This window comes from Pseudomonas sp. LG1D9, assembly GCF_002949995.1.
Taxonomy (GTDB): domain Bacteria; phylum Pseudomonadota; class Gammaproteobacteria; order Pseudomonadales; family Pseudomonadaceae; genus Aquipseudomonas; species Aquipseudomonas proteolytica.
On sequence record NZ_CP026881.1, the window covers coordinates 1,122,939 to 1,140,300 of the forward strand.

Annotated in this window: 17 protein-coding genes; 10 read left to right on the top strand and 7 right to left on the bottom strand. The window is 60.6% G+C overall.

The window, feature by feature from the left end; genetic code table 11:
* Window positions 1–79 precede the first annotated feature (79 nt).
* From C5F71_RS29065 to C5F71_RS05525, 5 genes are all read left to right on the top strand, one after another.
* On the top strand, window positions 80–256 hold the full coding sequence (locus C5F71_RS29065) for a hypothetical protein (RefSeq protein ID WP_166647888.1): 177 nt from the start codon (window positions 80–82) through the stop codon (window positions 254–256).
* 219 nt (window positions 257–475) lie between these two features.
* Window positions 476–2,527, top strand: coding sequence for a bifunctional diguanylate cyclase/phosphodiesterase (locus C5F71_RS05510; protein ID WP_029296372.1), 2,052 nt, complete (start codon window positions 476–478; stop codon window positions 2,525–2,527).
* Between the two features lie 161 nt (window positions 2,528–2,688).
* Window positions 2,689–4,032 carry an imelysin family protein gene (locus C5F71_RS05515; RefSeq protein WP_029296370.1) on the top strand — a complete coding sequence of 448 codons (1,344 nt, stop codon included), beginning with the start codon at window positions 2,689–2,691 and terminating at the stop codon, window positions 4,030–4,032.
* A gap of 106 nt (window positions 4,033–4,138) precedes the next feature.
* Window positions 4,139–5,563, top strand: a complete 1,425-nt coding sequence (locus C5F71_RS05520) for an IS1182 family transposase (RefSeq protein ID WP_177410425.1) — start codon at window positions 4,139–4,141, stop codon at window positions 5,561–5,563.
* Window positions 5,564–6,136: 573 nt separating this feature from the next.
* Window positions 6,137–7,591 carry a TrkH family potassium uptake protein gene (locus tag C5F71_RS05525; protein ID WP_029296368.1) on the top strand — a complete coding sequence of 485 codons (1,455 nt, stop codon included), beginning with the start codon at window positions 6,137–6,139 and terminating at the stop codon, window positions 7,589–7,591.
* On the opposite strand, the gene C5F71_RS05530 is transcribed toward C5F71_RS05525, so the two are convergent.
* Window positions 7,548–8,609 (bottom strand): AraC family transcriptional regulator, encoded by a 1,062-nt coding sequence (locus C5F71_RS05530; protein ID WP_029296365.1) that lies wholly within the window; start codon window positions 8,607–8,609, stop codon window positions 7,548–7,550. The two genes, C5F71_RS05525 and C5F71_RS05530, sit on opposite strands and share 44 nt — an antisense overlap.
* A 172-nt stretch (window positions 8,610–8,781) precedes the next feature.
* Between C5F71_RS05530 and C5F71_RS05535 the strand changes: the two genes are divergently transcribed.
* The 5 genes from C5F71_RS05535 to C5F71_RS05550 all read left to right on the top strand — a co-directional run bounded on the left by C5F71_RS05535 (window position 8,782) and on the right by C5F71_RS05550 (window position 11,568).
* Window positions 8,782–9,093, top strand: coding sequence for a DUF962 domain-containing protein (locus C5F71_RS05535; protein ID WP_029296363.1), 312 nt, complete (start codon window positions 8,782–8,784; stop codon window positions 9,091–9,093).
* Between the two features lie 28 nt (window positions 9,094–9,121).
* On the top strand, window positions 9,122–9,712 hold the full coding sequence (locus C5F71_RS05540; RefSeq protein ID WP_029296361.1) for an HD domain-containing protein: 591 nt from the start codon (window positions 9,122–9,124) through the stop codon (window positions 9,710–9,712).
* Window positions 9,713–9,863: 151 nt separating this feature from the next.
* Window positions 9,864–9,992 carry a hypothetical protein gene (locus C5F71_RS29230; protein ID WP_256324357.1) on the top strand — a complete coding sequence of 43 codons (129 nt, stop codon included), beginning with the start codon at window positions 9,864–9,866 and terminating at the stop codon, window positions 9,990–9,992.
* 74 nt (window positions 9,993–10,066) lie between these two features.
* On the top strand, window positions 10,067–10,249 hold the full coding sequence (locus C5F71_RS05545; RefSeq protein ID WP_029296359.1) for a hypothetical protein: 183 nt from the start codon (window positions 10,067–10,069) through the stop codon (window positions 10,247–10,249).
* A gap of 119 nt (window positions 10,250–10,368) precedes the next feature.
* On the top strand, window positions 10,369–11,568 hold the full coding sequence (locus C5F71_RS05550; RefSeq protein ID WP_029296357.1) for an MFS transporter: 1,200 nt from the start codon (window positions 10,369–10,371) through the stop codon (window positions 11,566–11,568).
* On the opposite strand, the gene arfB is transcribed toward C5F71_RS05550, so the two are convergent.
* From arfB to C5F71_RS05580, 6 genes are all read right to left on the bottom strand, one after another.
* Window positions 11,565–11,978 (bottom strand): alternative ribosome rescue aminoacyl-tRNA hydrolase ArfB, encoded by a 414-nt coding sequence (gene arfB / locus C5F71_RS05555; RefSeq protein WP_029296355.1) that lies wholly within the window; start codon window positions 11,976–11,978, stop codon window positions 11,565–11,567. The two genes, C5F71_RS05550 and arfB, sit on opposite strands and share 4 nt — an antisense overlap.
* A gap of 57 nt (window positions 11,979–12,035) precedes the next feature.
* Entirely contained in the window at window positions 12,036–13,457 is a 1,422-nt protein-coding gene (locus C5F71_RS05560; RefSeq protein WP_029296353.1) for an amino acid permease, read from the bottom strand.
* 610 nt (window positions 13,458–14,067) lie between these two features.
* On the bottom strand, window positions 14,068–15,306 hold the full coding sequence (gene rluB, locus C5F71_RS05565; RefSeq protein WP_029296351.1) for a 23S rRNA pseudouridine(2605) synthase RluB: 1,239 nt from the start codon (window positions 15,304–15,306) through the stop codon (window positions 14,068–14,070).
* Window positions 15,307–15,449: 143 nt separating this feature from the next.
* Complete coding sequence (locus C5F71_RS05570; RefSeq protein WP_104910778.1) at window positions 15,450–15,641, bottom strand: DUF1289 domain-containing protein; 192 nt, start codon at window positions 15,639–15,641, stop codon at window positions 15,450–15,452.
* A gap of 37 nt (window positions 15,642–15,678) precedes the next feature.
* Window positions 15,679–16,605: an SMC-Scp complex subunit ScpB gene (gene scpB, locus C5F71_RS05575; RefSeq protein ID WP_104910779.1), complete on the bottom strand. Its 927-nt coding sequence runs from the start codon at window positions 16,603–16,605 to the stop codon at window positions 15,679–15,681.
* Window positions 16,606–16,617: 12 nt separating this feature from the next.
* Entirely contained in the window at window positions 16,618–17,316 is a 699-nt protein-coding gene (locus C5F71_RS05580) for a ScpA family protein (RefSeq protein ID WP_169851199.1), read from the bottom strand.
* Window positions 17,317–17,362 lie beyond the last annotated feature (46 nt).

Below are 17,362 nucleotides of genomic sequence, written 5' to 3' on the forward strand. Positions count from 1 at the left end.
TAGTGGAACTCCCTGACAGAACTTAACCAATCAACAAGTGAGAGAAATAACTCTCTCAGCCCAAACAGGAGAGTCAAATATGGATCCAATGTCGATGATCTCGGGTGCCGCCTCAACACTTCTTCCACTGGTAACAAAAGGTCTGGAAATGGGGATGGATGCACTCAAAGAGTTGACGGCGGGCGCTGGAGACCAGGCGCCCGGCAAGATAGGCGGGGATCAACAGCAGCAGGCGCCAGTACAGATTAACTTCTAATCTAAAAGACGCTTACGACCGCGTGCAGAGAGCCATCATGGCATTCGCCTGCTCTCATGCGTGTGGATCAAGAGGGGGGCGGACATAATCCGCCCTCCTCTCACGCCCCTCCCCCCTCCCAAAGACTCCTCAAGCCGCAATGTTCCTTTGACTGCCACCCCGGGATTGCCAATACTCATGGCATATTGAGGCTACCCGAATGGAACAAGGAATGACCCTTTGAAGCTGGAACTCAAAAACAGCTTGTCGGTGAAGTTGCTCCGGGTGGTGCTGTTGTCGGCACTGATTGTGGGCGTGGCACTGAGCGTGGCGCAGATCGTTTTCGATGCCTACAAGACACGCCAGGCCGTGGCGGGCGATGCCCAGCGCATCCTCGACATGTTTCGCGACCCTTCCACCCAGGCCGTCTACAGCCTGGACCGTGAGATGGGCATGCAAGTCATCGAGGGCCTGTTCCAGGATGATGCAGTGCGTATGGCCTCCATTGGCCACCCCAACGAGCCCATGCTTGCCGAAAAGAGCCGGGAACTGCAGCACTCCCCAAGCCGCTGGCTGACGGACGTGATTCTCGGCCAGGAACGCACCTTCACGACGCCCTTGGTGGGGCGCGGGCCCTACAGCGAGTATTACGGCGACCTGAGCATCACCCTCGACACGGCCACCTATGGCCAGGGCTTTATCGTCAATTCGGTGATCATCTTTATCTCCGGGGTGCTGCGCGCCCTGGCCATGGGCCTGGTGTTGTACCTGGTCTACCACTGGCTGCTGACCAAGCCCCTGTCGCGGATCATCAGCCACCTCAGTTCGATCAACCCCGACCGGCCCAGCGAGCACAAGATCCCCCAGCTCAAAGGCCACGAGAAAAATGAACTGGGGCTGTGGATCAACACCGCCAATCAATTGCTGGCCTCTATCGAACGTAACACTCACCTGCGCCATGAAGCCGAAAACAGCCTGCTGCGCATGGCCCAGTACGACTTCCTCACCGGCCTGCCCAACCGCCAGAAGCTGCAGGAGCAACTGGACAAGATCCTCATCGATGCCGGCCGCCGTCAACGCCGGGTCGCGGTGTTGTGCGTGGGGCTGGATGACTTCAAGAGCATCAACGAGCAGTACACCTACCAGGCCGGCGACCAACTGCTGCTGGCCCTGGCCGACCGCCTGCGCGCCCACAGCGGCCGGCTCGGCGCCCTCGCCCGCCTGGGTGGCGACCAGTTCGCCCTGGTCCAGGCCGATATCGAGCAGCCCTACGAAGCCGCCGAGCTGGCCCAAAGCATCCTCGATGACCTGGAAGCCGAGTTCGCCCTCGACCACGAACAGATCCGCCTGCGCGCCACCATCGGTATCACCTTGTTTCCCGAAGACGGCGATAGCACCGAGAAGCTGCTGCAAAAGGCCGAGCAGACCATGACCCTGGCCAAGACCCGCTCGCGCAATCGCTACCAGTTCTATATCGCCAGCGTCGACAGCGAAATGCGCCGGCGCCGCGAGCTGGAGAAAGACCTGCGCGAAGCCCTGGGCCGCGACCAGTTTCATTTGGTGTACCAACCGCAGATCAGCTATGTGGATCATCGCGTGGTCGGCGTCGAGGCGCTGATTCGCTGGCAACACCCGGAACACGGCCTGGTGCCACCGGACTTGTTTATCCCGCTGGCGGAACAGAACGGCACCATCATCCCCATTGGCGAGTGGGTACTGGACCAGGCCTGCCGGCAATTGCGCGAATGGCACGACCAGGGTTTTACCGAGCTGCGCATGGCGGTCAACCTGTCCACGGTGCAACTGCACCACGCCGAACTGCCACGGGTGGTCAACAACCTGTTGCAGATCTATCGCCTGCCGCCGCGCAGCCTGGAACTGGAAGTGACCGAGACCGGCCTGATGGAAGACATCAGCACCGCCGCCCAGCACTTGCTGAGCCTGCGCCGCTCCGGCGCGCTGATTGCCATCGACGACTTCGGTACCGGGTACTCGTCGCTGAGCTACCTCAAAAGCCTGCCCCTGGACAAAATCAAGATCGACAAGAGCTTTGTCCAGGACCTGCTGGACGACGATGACGATGCCACCATCGTGCGGGCGATCATCCAACTGGGCAAAAGCCTGGGCATGCAGGTCATTGCAGAAGGCGTGGAGACGCCCGAGCAAGAGGCCTACATCATCAGCGAAGGCTGCCATGAGGGTCAGGGCTATCACTACAGCAAACCCCTGCCGGCCCGTGAGCTGGCGGCCTATCTCAAACAGGCCGAGCGCAACAACGCGGCGATCTTATAGCGCCATGCTGGCCACCCAGGGCAAAGCCTTGGGCGGCCAGGGCGCGAATGTGAAATTTTTACTGCGTTAACTCTTTACAGAAAATGCAAATCTTTCGCATTATGTCGCAGTTTTGCGCGCTGCATTGCGCCCCGATCAACTACCGAAGCAGGATGTTCGCCATGATTCGTATGCCCCTGGCCACCGCCAGTCTGCTGGCCATCGCTATTTCTCTCGCCGGCTGCGGCGAGGGTAAAGACAAGGCCGCCGCTCCTCAGGCGCCAACGCCAGCTGCCAGCACTACCGCTCCAGCGGCTGCCGCTACCGCCGGCCAGGTTGACGAGGCTGCCGCCAAGGCGGTCGTCGCGCATTACGCAGACATCGTGTTCGCGGTGTACAGCGACTCCGAGGCCACTGCAAAAACCCTGCAGACCGCCATCGATACCTTCCTCGCCAACCCCAACGACGAGACCCTGAAGGCCGCACGTACTGCCTGGATCGCTGCACGCGTACCGTATCTGCAGAGCGAAGTGTTCCGCTTTGGCAACACCATCATTGATGACTGGGAAGGTCAGGTGAACGCCTGGCCGCTGGACGAAGGCCTGATCGACTATGTCGACAAGTCCTACGAACACGCCCTCGGCAACCCGGGCGCCACCGCCAATATCATCGCCAACACCGAGATCCAGGTCGGCGAAGACAAGATCGACGTCAAGGAAATCACCCCGGAGAAACTCGCCAGCCTCAATGAGCTGGGCGGCTCCGAAGCCAACGTCGCCACCGGCTACCACGCCATCGAATTCCTGCTGTGGGGCCAGGACCTGAACGGCACCGGCCCTGGCGCCGGCAACCGTCCAGCGTCGGACTACCTGCAAGGCGAAGGCGCCACCGGCGGTCATAACGAGCGTCGCCGCACTTACCTGCGCGCCGTGACCCAACTGCTGGTCAGCGACCTCGAAGAAATGGTCGGCAACTGGAAACCCAACGTCGAAGACAACTACCGCGCCACCCTGGAAGCCGAACCTGGCACCGACGGCCTGCGCAAGATGCTGTTCGGCATGGGCAGCCTGTCCCTGGGTGAACTGGCGGGCGAGCGGATGAAAGTGTCCCTGGAAGCCAACTCGCCGGAAGACGAGCACGACTGCTTCAGCGACAACACACACTACTCGCACTTCTACGACGCCAAGGGCATCCGCAACGTCTACCTGGGCGAGTACACCCGCACCGACGGCACCAAACTGACCGGCGCCAGCCTGTCGTCCCTGGTGGCCAAGGTTGATCCGGCTGCCGATGAAGCCCTCAAGGCTGACCTCGCTGCCACCGAAGCGAAGATCCAGGTCATTGTCGACCACGCCAACAAGGGTGAGCACTACGACCAACTGATCGCTGCCGGCAACACCGCAGGCAACCAGATCGTGCGCGACGCCATCGCATCCCTGGTCAAGCAGACCGGCTCCATCGAGCAAGCGGCTGGCAAGCTGGGCATCGGTGACCTGAACCCGGATACCGCAGATCACGAGTTCTGATCCGCGCGGTTTGAATGAGGCGGCCTTCGCAGACTGTGTGAAAACCTAGCAATCTGCTGGCAGGTTAAAGAAAATGCCCGTATCGCAAGATACGGGCATTTTGCTTATGCGCTATATCCAAGGTGAAGACCGCTCCCAGAGCGCGCTGTTTCCACTTTCGCTGGACGAACTTATCCCCGATGACCATCTGGTTCGGGTGATCGAGGCCTACATTTCCCTGCTGGACCTTGAGCAGTTGGGTTTCGACAAAGCCAGACCCAAGGCCACGGGACGCCCTTCATACGATCCTGCCGATCTGCTCAAACTCTACTTGTACGGCTATTTCCAGCGTATTCGCTCGTCGCGACGACTCGAGGCCGAGTGTCAGCGCAACGTTGAAGTCATGTGGCTGCTGGGCCGACTGGCCCCTGACTTCAAAACCATTGCTGATTTTCGCCGCGACAACAGTGCGGCGTTCAGCGCCACCTGCCGCGCCTTTGTTCAGTTTTGCCGACACGCGGGCCTGATTGCTGGCGAGCTGGTGGCCATCGATGGCAGCAAGTTTCAGGCAGTGGCTTCGAATCGAAAGCACATGACGCCGAAAAAGCTCAAACACCAGGAAGCGGCGCTCGAGAAGCGCATTGCACGCTATTTGGCGCAGCTCGATGAGGCGGATCATGGCGAGGAAGGGGAGTCCATTGACCGCTCAGCGGTGCAGGCGGCGCTTCGGGAGTTGCAGGTAAAAAAGGCCAATAACCAGACCTGCCAGGTGCTAATGGAAGCTCAAGGTCTGGTTCAACACATTGTGGGCGAGTCCGATGCGCAAAAAATGCGTACGCCTTCTGGCAAGTTCGTGGCGTACAACATCCAAAGCGCCGTGGACGCTGAACACTGTCTGATTCTGCACTATGAGGTGACTCAAGATGGCGCAGATCGGCAGCAGCTTGAGCCGATGGCAAAAGCCGCTAAAGCCCAATTACAGCAATCGCAATTAAGCGTCACTGCCGACGCCGGCTACTCCAATGGCGAACAGTTTCAGGCCTGTGAAGACGCCAGTATCACGCCGTTCGTGCCCCCTAATCGGTCAGTCAACAATCAAGGTGGCGGTACTGAGTTTTTCGATCGCACGGACTTCAAATACGAAGAGCAAAGCGACGCTTATCAATGCCCTGCCGGCAAGATGCTAACGCTCAAGCAGATGAGCAAGGGCGACCGGATTTATCAGGCGACTCTCGCCGATTGCAGCGTTTGCCCGTTAAAAAGCCGCTGCACCAAAGCGAGCCGCCGTTATCTCACACGCCATGCTCATGAAGCCGCTTTTGAACGTATGAAGCTGCGAATGCAGGCCCACCCCGAGATGATGGTCAGCCGACGATCCATCGTCGAACACCCCTTCGGCAATCTCAAGCAATGGCTATTTGGCAATGGCCGGTTCTTGCTGCGACAGCTGAAAGGCGCCAGAGCCGAAATGGCACTGGCAGTGCAGGCCTATAACCTGAAAAGAGCGATCAAGGTGATGGGCGCCCATCAGTTGATGGCATTGATGGGCTGAAAGGCCCTTTTTTCGTTCTGCCTGTTAGAAAAACAAATGCCCCGACAAGTCGGGGCATTTGTTTTTGACATTGGCAGGTTGTGTTTTCACACAGTCTGCTTCGGGTCGCCTTTTTTGTATTACCCCCACAAAACCCATGTGGGAGCTGGCTTGCCTGCGATGGCGGCGGGTCAGTCAAGCAGTCGAACCTGACTCACCGCCATCGCAGCATCGGTATCTACACAACTTTGCCGCAACACCTAAATCCAGGCAGATAGCGCAGTTGTGGCGAGCGGGCTTGTCGGAACGCCGCATCGCCCGCGCTGGGCTGCGAAGCAGCCCTAAACCCGGCCATCGCGGTTTATCTGAAGAAACGCGGAGGGCTTTTTGGGGCTGCTTCGCAGCCCAGCGCGGGCGATGCGGCGTTCCGACAAGCCCGCTCGCCACGGGGGAGTTCGTCAGTTTCTGAAAGTTGTGTAGATACCTATGGCCATCGCAGGCAAGCCAGCTCCCACATCAGATCCGTACCCCCCGGTTTACAAGCCCTGCACCCTAGGTAGAATGGCGCCTCAAACTGTCACCCGAGCGCAATTCATGGCAATGCCGACCCTGCGAATCATTGGTTTCATCATCGGCATCTTCCTGATTACCCTCGCGGTCGCCATGGTAGTGCCCATGGCCACCCTGATGTTTTTCGACCGCACCAGCGACCTGCCGTCCTTTCTCTGGGCAAGCATGATCACCTTTATCGCAGGCCTGGCGCTGGTGATTCCCGGTCGCCCGGAACAAGTCCAGCTGCGCCCCAGGGACATGTACCTGCTGACCGTGAGCAGTTGGGTGGTGGTGTGTATCTTTGCCGCGCTGCCGTTCTTGCTGACCCAGCACATCAGCTATACCGACTCGTTCTTTGAAAGCATGTCCGGCATCACCGCCACCGGCGCCACCGTGCTCAGTGGGCTGGACACCATGTCACCGGGCATCCTGATGTGGCGCTCGATGCTGCACTGGCTCGGCGGCATCGGTTTTATCGGCATGGCGGTGGCGATCCTGCCGCTGCTGCGCATCGGTGGCATGCGCCTGTTCCAGACCGAATCCTCGGACCGCTCCGAGAAGGTCATGCCCCGCTCGCATATGGTGGCGCGCCTGATCGTAGCGGCCTATGTCGGCATTACCATCCTCGGCAGCCTGGGCTTCTGGTGGGCCGGCATGGGCCTGTTCGACGCGATCAACCACGCGATGTCGGCCATTTCCACCGGCGGTTTCTCCACCTCCGACGAATCATTGGCGCACTGGAAACAGCCCGCCGTGCATTGGGTCGCGATAGTCGTGATGATCATGGGCAGCCTGCCGTTTGCCTTGTATGTCGCCACCTTGCGCGGCAACCGCAAGGCGCTGATCAAGGACCAGCAGGTACAGGGCTTGCTGGGCATGCTGTTGGTGACCTGGATCGTGCTCGGCACCTGGTACTGGTGGACCACCAACCTGCACTGGCTGGATGCGCTGCGCCATGTGGCGCTGAACGTCACGTCCGTGGTGACCACCACCGGTTTTGCCCTGGGTGACTACAGCCTGTGGGGCAATTTCTCGCTGATGCTGTTCTTTTACCTGGGTTTTGTTGGCGGTTGCTCGGGCTCCACCGCGGGCGGGATCAAGATTTTCCGCTTCCAGGTCGCCTATATCCTGCTCAAGGCCAACTTGAACCAGCTGATTCACCCCAGGGCGGTGATCAAGCAGAAATACAACGGCCATCGCCTCGACGAAGAAATCGTCCGGTCGATCCTGACGTTCTCGTTCTTCTTCGCCATCACCATCTGCATGATCGCCCTGGCCCTATCGTTGCTGGGCGTGGACTGGATGACCGCCCTGACCGGCGCCGCCAGCACCGTTTCCGGCGTGGGCCCGGGGCTGGGCGAAACCATCGGCCCGGCCGGCAACTTCGCCACCCTGCCAGATGCCGCCAAGTGGATCCTGTCCCTGGGCATGCTGCTCGGCCGGCTGGAGATCATTACGGTGTTTGTACTGTGTATGCCGGCGTTCTGGCGACACTGACACTCGCCGAAGTCTCCAATAACCGCGCCCGGTATTCGCCGGGCGTGGCATCGAACCAGCGGCGAAACGCGCGGAAGAAGTTGCTCGGGTCGGCAAACCCCAGCAGGTAGGCGATTTCCAGCAGGGTCATGCTCGGCTGCGCCAGGTACTGCTCGGCCAATTCGCGGCGGGTGTCGTCGAGCAAGGTCTGGAAGCTGGTGCCCTCCTCCTGCAAGCGCCGCTGCAGCGTACGCTGGGACAGGTGCAACGTCTGCGCGACCATCTCACGCTTGGGCTCGCCCTGGGGCAGCAACCGGCAGAGCACCTGGCGAGCCTTGTGGGTCACGCGGCTCTCGGAAAACCGCGCCAGGTATTCCCCGGCAAACCGGTCGTGCAGCAGCGCCATCGCTTCATTGGCGGTAGGCAACGGTGCTTCCATATCCGCCCGCTCGAAGATCAGCGCGTCATACGGCGCGTTGAACACCAGCGGCGCATGAAAGGCCTGCCTATAGGGTTCCAGGTCGGCTGGCTGGGCGCCTTGCACCAACACTTTGCGCGGTTGCAACGTGCGCCCGGTCAGCCAGCCACACAACGCCAACGCGCAGGCCAGCGATGCCTCGGCGCTTTGCCGGGTGGGCGGCAGATGGTCGCCGTGTACCGTGAGGATCAACGCATAGCCTTCGGGCAACAGGCGGAAGCTCAAGTCAGCGCTTTCGGCGATGATCCGCTGGTAGCGCACCAGCCGGGTAAAGCCCTCGGCCAGGGTACTGCTGGACATCAAGGCATAGCCGGCCACATGGAATGACGCCGGGCGCACTACCTTGCCCATATTCAGGCCAATGGCCGGGTTGCCCGAAACCTCCACCGCACGCTGCCAGAGCCGGGTCATGGAGTCCTGGGGAAAGCGCGCGTCGGGGTCATCCAGGGCGCTGTAATCCAGGCCCAGCTGTTTGAACAGCGCGCGGCAATCCAGGCCCTCGAGCTCCAGCGCCTTGACTATCCCCATCGCCCAGCTTGCAGAAGTCGTTCGTTCGTTCATGGCGTTATCTTGCACGCGTTCTATGACGGGACGGCTGAAATCGCAGCCAGGAACCCAAGGATACTAAAGTGGCGTCTATTGTCACTGGCCCTTGCCAGTGATGACTCTAGACTCAAATAAGCTCCCCGCCGAACATCCGTCGGGCACAACAATAACCAGAGGGCCGGCCAACGTGGAAAATGTCAGACAATTCAATAGCTTCGCCGAGTTCTATCCGTATTACCTGAGTGAACACGGCAACAGCACCTGTCGGCGCCTGCACTTTATCGGTACCAGCCTGGTGATTTTTATTCTCGCGTTCGCCATCGGCAAGGGTGCCTGGTGGCTACTGTGGGTACTGCCAGTGGCCGGCTACAGCTTTGCCTGGGTCGGGCACTTTTTCTTTGAAAAGAACCGCCCGGCGACATTCCAGCATCCGTTCTACAGCCTGCTGGGAGATTTCGTGATGTACCGCGACATGATCCTGGGCAAGGTGCCGTTCTAAACCATCCAAAACAATAAGAGACACGCCGATGAGCCAGCAGGCCCGCTTCACCCATATGCAAGACGGCACCCAGGAAGACTGGTCCATCATCGCCGCCGACTTCAGTGCCTATGCCCGCCAGTTGCCCGGGCGAATCCTCGCGCACCTGCGGCTGCTGGAGGGTGACTTCGGTGGTTTCCCGGTGGACCGCCTGACCCACTCCCTGCAGACCGCCAGCCGCGCCTGGCACGATGGCCGCGACGAAGAATATGTGGTCTGTGCGCTGCTCCATGACATCGGCGACACCCTGGGCTCCTACAACCACCCGGACATTGCCGCCGCCATCCTCAAACCGTTCGTCAGCCCGCAAAACCTGTGGATGGTGGAAAAGCACGGGATTTTCCAGGGCTACTATTTCTTTCATCACCTGGGCATGGATCGCCACCTGCGCGAGCAATTTGGTGAACACCCGCAGTATGAGCAAACCATTGAATTCTGCGCGCTGTACGACGCGGCCGCCTTCGATCCGGCCTATGCCACCCTGCCCCTGAGCTTTTTCGAACCCATGCTGGCACGGGTCTTCGCCCAGCCAAAAAACTCCATCTACAAGGCCGCCATGGAGCGCCAGGCCAGCGTGTGACCTCTTGTCACTTGCGTCTTGGGGCGAAAGGTTCGTGCATTTGGCGAGATAAAAGTCTTTTTGTCATTTGCAGTGCTGTATCCTGCCCAGGCTTTGTGAAAAGCGTGGCACATCTGCAATCCCACAACAGACCTTGCGAGGAGCGACGACGATGCACGAGATTCCCAATCTCCCCTTCCCAAGCCTGCACGAGACCGAGCAGCCAACCCCACAACAGGCCGGCAGCGATAAACAAGCGCCAGCACAAGCAGCACCGGTCGACAGCGATAGCGACGACTGACCGCAGTACCCAGACCGTGTGGAAAGCGTGACATTGCGCGCTTTCCACACCGCCTGAATCAAGAGACACGCAACATGCCTGACACTCCCAAGCATTCCCCCGATGACGCGATACTCGGCGCCGCCCTGCAAATGGTCGATGTGTGGAGCCGCCTCAGCCCGGAAAAACAAGCGCTGCTGCTCAAGCGCTTTGGCACCCAGGAAAACGCCCTGGCCGCGCTCGTGACCACGCGCATGCTCAACCCCGCGCCACTGTAGGCGCCGGCTCGCCAGCGATGGCGGTCGTTCAGCCGCCAAAGGTTTTATGCCCTGTGCAGCGCAAAGCACCGGTATCATAAGCAGCCTATCTTTTATTGCCGCGACAGTGGACCCCTCCCATGCCAGATACCCAGCGCCCCATGGCGGTCACGCTGCAAGTCGTTTCCATCGTGCTGTTCACCTTTATCGGTTATCTGAATATCGGCATTCCCCTGGCCGTATTGCCGGGCTATGTCCACAGCGACCTGGGTTTTGGCGCGGTGATCGCGGGCCTGGTGATCAGCGTGCAGTACCTGGCCACCCTGCTGAGCCGGCCCTATGCCGGGCGCATCATCGATAACCGCGGCAGCAAGCGCGCGGTGATGTACGGCCTGGCCGGTTGTGGCTTGAGTGGGGTGTTCATGCTGGTGTCCGCGGCATTGACCCATCTGCCGGCCTTGAGCCTGACCAGCCTGCTGATTGGCCGGCTGGTCCTGGGCAGTGCCGAAAGCCTGGTGGGATCGGGCTCCATTGGCTGGGGGATTGGCCGGGTCGGTGCGCTGAATACCGCCAAGGTCATCTCCTGGAACGGTATTGCCAGCTACGGCGCCCTGGCGATTGGCGCACCGCTGGGGGTGCTGCTGGTCAGCCGGTTCGGGCTGTGGAGCATGGGCGCCAGCATCATGGTGCTGGCGGTGCTGGGCCTGCTGCTGGCCTGGCCGAAAGTCGCGGCGCCCATCGTAGTCGGCGAACGCCTGCCCTTCATGCATGTGCTGGGCCGCGTACTGCCCCACGGCTGCGGGCTGGCCCTGGGCTCCATCGGCTTTGGCACCATCGCTACGTTTATCACCCTGTATTACGCAACCCAGAACTGGGATAACGCGGTGCTGTGCCTGAGCCTGTTCGGGGCCAGCTTTATCGGCGCGCGGTTGCTGTTCGGTAACCTGATCAACCGGATCGGCGGGTTTCGCGTGGCGATCGCCTGCCTGTCGGTGGAAACCCTTGGCCTGCTGCTGTTGTGGCTGGCGCCGAATGCCGAACTGGCGTTGGCGGGCGCGGCCCTGAGTGGCTTTGGCTTTTCCCTGGTGTTTCCAGCGCTGGGCGTCGAGGCGGTCAACCTGGTGCCTGCCTCCAGCCGTGGCGCGGCGGTGGGGGCCTATTCGCTGTTTATCGACTTGTCTTTGGGCATCACCGGGCCATTGGCCGGCGCTATTGCGGCGGGTTTCGGCTTTGCTTCGATCTTTCTGTTTGCCGCACTGGCGGCCTTCGCCGGGCTGCTGCTGAGCCTATACCTGTATCGCCAGGCACCCAAATACCGCGACGAACGCAACGCCGGCTAGAAATCCACCTTGCCGCGCCCGGCCTTGATGCTGCCGCGCTTGGTCTTGGATTCCAGGCGACGCTTTTTCGAGCCCAGGGTGGGTTTGGTCGGACGGCGTTTTTTCTCGACCTTGGTCGCGCTGAGGATCAACTCCACCAGGCGCTCCAGGGCATCGGCGCGGTTCTGTTCCTGGGTCCGGTATTGCTGGGCTTTGAGGATCAATACGCCTTCGCTGGTGATGCGGCTGTCACGCAGTGCCAGCAGGCGCTCCTTGTAGAACGGCGGCAACGATGAAGCGCCGATATCGAAGCGCAAGTGCACCGCGCTGGAAACCTTATTGACGTTCTGCCCCCCGGCGCCCTGGGCGCGGATGGCCGTCAACTCGATTTCAGCATCGGGCAGGTGCACGTTACTGGAGATTACCAACATGGAAAGCGGGTCCGTTGACACCTGCAGGAGCCGGTTTGCCGGCTCCTGCAGGGTAGGCTAGTTGTTCAGCGAGGATACCGCACTCAGGTTTTCCCGAGCCTCGCGCTTGCTCTTGAAGAAATAGCAGACCCACATGAACGCCAGCCAGATCGGAATCGCATACACCGACTTCTGAATGCCCGGCGTCATCAGCATGATCGCCAGGATAAACACCACGAACGCCAGGCACACAAAGTTGCCATAGGGGTACCACAGCGCCTTGAACAGCGGCACCTGGCCGGTGCGGTTCATATGCTGGCGGAACTTGAAGTGCGAGAAGCTGATCATCGCCCAGTTGATCACCAGCGTGGCCACCACCAGGGACATCAGCAGTTCCAGGGCGTGCTGCGGGATCCAGTAGTTCATCAACACCGCCACCAGGGTGACTGCCGCCGAGGCCAGGATCGAACGCACGGGCACGCCGCGCTTGTCGATCTTCGCCAACGCCGCCGGGGCGTCGCCTTGTTCGGCCATGCCCAGCAGCATGCGGCTGTTGCAGTAGGTGCCGCTGTTGTACACCGACAGCGCCGCCGTCAACACCACAAAGTTGAGGATATGCGCGGCAGTGTTGCTGCCCAGCATCGAGAACACCTGCACGAACGGGCTGCCGCTATAGGCGTCGCCGGACGCGTTCAAGGTCACCAGCAGGCTGTCCCATGGCGTCAGCGACAACAGCACCACCAGGGCGCCAATGTAGAAAATCAGGATGCGGTAGATCACTTGATTGATCGCCTTGGGGATCACGGTCCGTGGCTGGTCCGCTTCAGCGGCGGTAAAGCCGAGCATTTCCAGGCCGCCAAACGAGAACATGATGATCGCCATGGCCATCACCAACCCACCGACGCCATGGGGGAAGAACCCGCCGTGTTCCCACAGGTTGCTCACCGACGCCTGCGGCCCGCCGGTGCCGCTGACCAGCAGATAGCTGCCCAGGGCGATCATGCCGACAATCGCCACCACCTTGATAATCGCAAACCAGAACTCGGCCTCGCCAAACACTTTGACGTTGGCCAGGTTGATCACATTGATCAGCACGAAAAATGCCGCCGCCGAGACCCAGGTCGGAATCTCCGGCCACCAGTAGTGCACGTACTTGCCGACGGCCGTCAGCTCCGACATGCCCACCAGGATATAAAGGATCCAGCAGTTCCAGCCCGACAAAAAGCCCGCGAAACCGCCCCAGTACTTGTGGGCAAAATGGCTGAAGGAGCCGGCTACTGGCTCTTCGACGATCATTTCGCCCAGTTGGCGCATGATCATGAAGGCGATAAAGCCGCAGATGGCATAGCCGAGGATCATCGACGGGCCGGCTGACTTCAGCACCCCCGCCGAGCCCAGGAACAGGCCGGTACCGATCGCGCCACCGAGGGCGATCAATTGGATATGACGATTTTTCAGGCCGCGCTTCAGTTCACCTGAAGGCGAGTTGTTTGCACTCATGAAAAGGGTCTCACGCAAGGTTTGATGATGTTGATTACACGATGCTGCTTTGAAACCGACTCAAGCAGCGCCGATCAAACCCCAGCGCAGGCACCAGGAGTTCAGCGTCTTTCTTACGGTCATGCGTCACCTGTTTGTTTTTATCTGTGACGAAATCGAACCCGTCCGGCTTGTGGCCAGGCGGAGTTAACAAGGCAGCCAGCCTTGAAGGCCTTTTGCATGGGTATGCAAGGGGGGTCACAGTAAAACGCGGCGCATTGTACACCGCTCGATTGGTTAGGGAGCCTTGCCGGGGAGATTGTTGACCGATCGGCAAGTTTTCTTTACAGATAAAAAACCACGAGACCAAGACAGGCGTAGGCTCAGGCCCTGCGTAAAATAATTGTTACAGCGCGGAAGACATTCATGACGACCGGGCTTGCCATCATCTGTAGGAACAAGCCTACTCGCGGCAAACGCCCAAGCACCGCGTTCATCCTGGATAAGCGTGACAGCTCTGGTTTTTTCGCGAGCAAGCTCGCTCCTGCACAAAGTCCGACGCAAAAAAAACGCCAACCCTCAGGGTTGGCGTTTTCTCTTACCGCTCTCAGCTTAAAACTTGCCGCAGCCCTTAAGGCTTCTTGCGACCAAAGCCCGGACGCTGCCCGGAACCTGCCGGTGCACCACGGCGCTTGCCCGATGGCTCGTCAGCCACCAGTTTGAGCCCAGGGCGCTTTTTCGGCGCTGGCTTGGCTGGGCGCTTGGCGCCTTCGGCTGGACGATCGGTCTGCGGCGCACCGCGGCCTGCATCGCCTCGGTTGCTGCGGCCACCTGTTGGCGCTTCGCCACGACCGGCCGGACGTGGAGTACGCGGCGCACGCTCGCCATCCTGACGGGCCGGAGCCGATGGGCGACGATCACCCTCGATCTGCGGCTGACGGGAAATACGACCGCCAGTGGCCGGCGCATCCAGCGCCGGGCGCAGAGTGCGGGCAACGCGCTCGGTGCGAGCCACTGGGCGCGACGATTTACGCTGCATACGCTCCAGCTTGTCTTTGCTCTTGGCGTTCATCTGCGGCATGGCCACAGGCGTCAGGCCCACTTCCGCACTGAGGATGTCGACTTCGTACTGGCTCATTTCGCGCCAGCGACCCATCGGCAGGTCAGAGTTGAGGAACACCGGGCCAAAACGCACACGCTTCAGGCGGCTGACCACCAGGCCCTGGGATTCCCACAGGCGACGTACTTCACGGTTACGCCCTTCCATCACCACGCAGTGGTACCAGTGGTTGAAACCTTCGCCACCTGGAGCCTGCTTGATGTCGGTGAACTTGGCCGGGCCGTCTTCCAGCACGACGCCAGCCTTGAGGCGCTCGATCATCTCGTCATCGACTTCACCACGTACACGCACTGCGTATTCACGGTCCATCTCGTAGGACGGGTGCATCAGGCGGTTGGCCAGTTCACCGTCGGTGGTGAACATCAGCAAGCCGGTGGTGTTGATGTCCAGGCGACCGATGTTGATCCAACGGCCTTCTTTGGGCTTGGGCATCTTGTCGAAGACGGTGGGACGGCCTTCCGGGTCGTCACGGGTGCAGATCTCGCCGTCGGGCTTGTTGTACATGATCACGCGGCGCACCGATTCGGCGGCCTCTTCACGCTTGATGACCTTGCCATCAATGGTGATCGCGTCATGCAGGTCGACGCGCTGGCCAAGGGTGGCCTCGACGCCGTTGACCTTGATGCGCTTCTGGGTGATCCAGGCTTCCACGTCGCGGCGCGAGCCGACGCCGATACGGGCGAGGACTTTTTGCAGTTTCTCGCCTGCTGGGCCGATTTCCTGGCTGTCGTTCTGGTCTTGGTCTTTCATCTTAAGCACCTCCCGGTGTGTCGATTCAGGCGTGGCCTGAAGGTATTGAAACTGGGTTCTTGGGCGAACGCATCGCCGAAGGGTCGCGAATCATACGCTCATGGCGCGCATTGCGCATCAGAGACTAGTCGATATGGGCCGGCTCATTTACTTTTCCGCCGACCGGTGGCACCCAGGGCGAGCAGCCGTAGCTCGGCTTCGGCCAGCACCGCGCGCTTGTCGACCTTGTCGAGTTTCTTCCAGGCCCGGATCTCACGCTTGCTGCGCCCGCAGCCGAGGCAGATATCGTCGCTGAATTTGCAGACGCTGATGCAGGGGTCTTTGGTGGAGCTCATCACTACCTCACTGCACAGGGCTTATCTGTGGGAGCTGTCAGTCGTCGAATTCGCGGCGTTCGTTTTCGATGGCTTCGGCCAGTGCCCGGGCTTCGGCTTCTTCTTCGCTCAACTCGGGCTGTTCAAGGGCGGCGACGGCGGCCAGCAATTTTTCGCGAGCGGCCGCCACACCCAAGATGTCTTCCAGAGGTTCAGGTTCGACCGCTGGCGTCGTTTCAACGTTCACCGGCGTTTCGGGCTCGGCCGCCCCATCGCGCAGCAAGTCATCAAAATCGGTCTTGATCCCCTGCTCCATATCGTCCAGCTCCAACAGCAGCGTATGGAAACTGGTCTCGTCCTTGGGCTCTTCCGGCTCGGCGCTGGCATCAGCCAGCTCCTGCAAGCCAGCCGGCACTGGCGCATCGTCGAAATCGAGCACCGGTTCGGCCTCGATCTCCCGCAATTCGGCCAATGGCGGCAGGTCGTCGAGGTTCTTCAGGTTGAAGTGATCGAGAAACACCTTGGTGGTGGCAAACATCGCCGGTTTGCCCGGCACGTCGCGGTAACCGACGATACGGATCCACTCGCGCTCCAGCAGCGTCTTGACGATATGACTGTTGACCGCCACGCCGCGTACGTCTTCGATCTCGCCACGGGTGATGGGCTGGCGATAGGCAATCAGCGCCATGGTTTCCAGCATCGCCCGGGAGTAACGCTGCGGGCGCTCTTCCCACAGGCGCCCGACCCATGGCGAAAACTTTTCGCGAATTTGCAGGCGGTAGCCCGAGGCCACTTCCCGCAGCTCAAAGGCCCGGCCTTCACAGGATTTGCGCAGGATCTCCAAGGCCTTCTTGAATACCGGCGGCTCCGGGCGCTCAGCCTCTTCAAACAGTTCGAACAGGCGCTCCAGTGATTGCGGCTTGCCCGAGGCCAAGAGGAAGGCTTCCAACAGCGGGGCCAGTTCGCGGGGTTCAGTCAGATTCATCGATTCAGCTCGTTATTCGGCTCGCGCCCGCACGTGGATAGCCGCAAAAGGCTCATTCTGTACCAGCTCGACCAAGGACTCCTTGACCAGCTCGAGGATCGCCATAAAAGTCACCACCACCCCCAGGCGCCCTTCTTCAGCGGTGAACAGCTCGACAAACGGCACAAAACCACCGCCCTTGAGGCGCTCCAGCACATCACTCATGCGTTCGCGAGTGGACAAGGCTTCACGGCTGACCTGGTGGCTTTCAAACATATCGCCACGGCGCAGCACCTCGGCCATGGACATCAGCAATTCTTCCAGGCTCACATCTGGCAACAGTTTGCGCGCCCGGGCTTCCGGCGCATCCAGCTTGGGCACCACCACGTCACGGCCCACGCGGCTCAAGCCGTCAATGCCCTCGGCGGCTGCCTTGAAGCGCTCGTACTCCTGCAGGCGGCGGATCAGTTCGGCGCGCGGGTCGTCCTCTTCGGCCTCGATCGTCTCCGAGCGCGGCAGCAGCATGCGCGACTTGATCTCGGCCAGCATCGCGGCCATCACCAGGTATTCGGCGGCCAGTTCCAGGCGCACCGACTGCATCAATTCGACATAGCCCATGTACTGGCGGGTGATTTCCGCCACCGGGATATCGAGGATATTGATGTTCTGTTTGCGGATCAGGTACAGCAGCAAGTCCAGCGGCCCCTCGAAGGCCTCAAGGAAGACTTCCAGGGCATCCGGCGGGATATACAAGTCCAGGGGCATTTCCATGACCGCC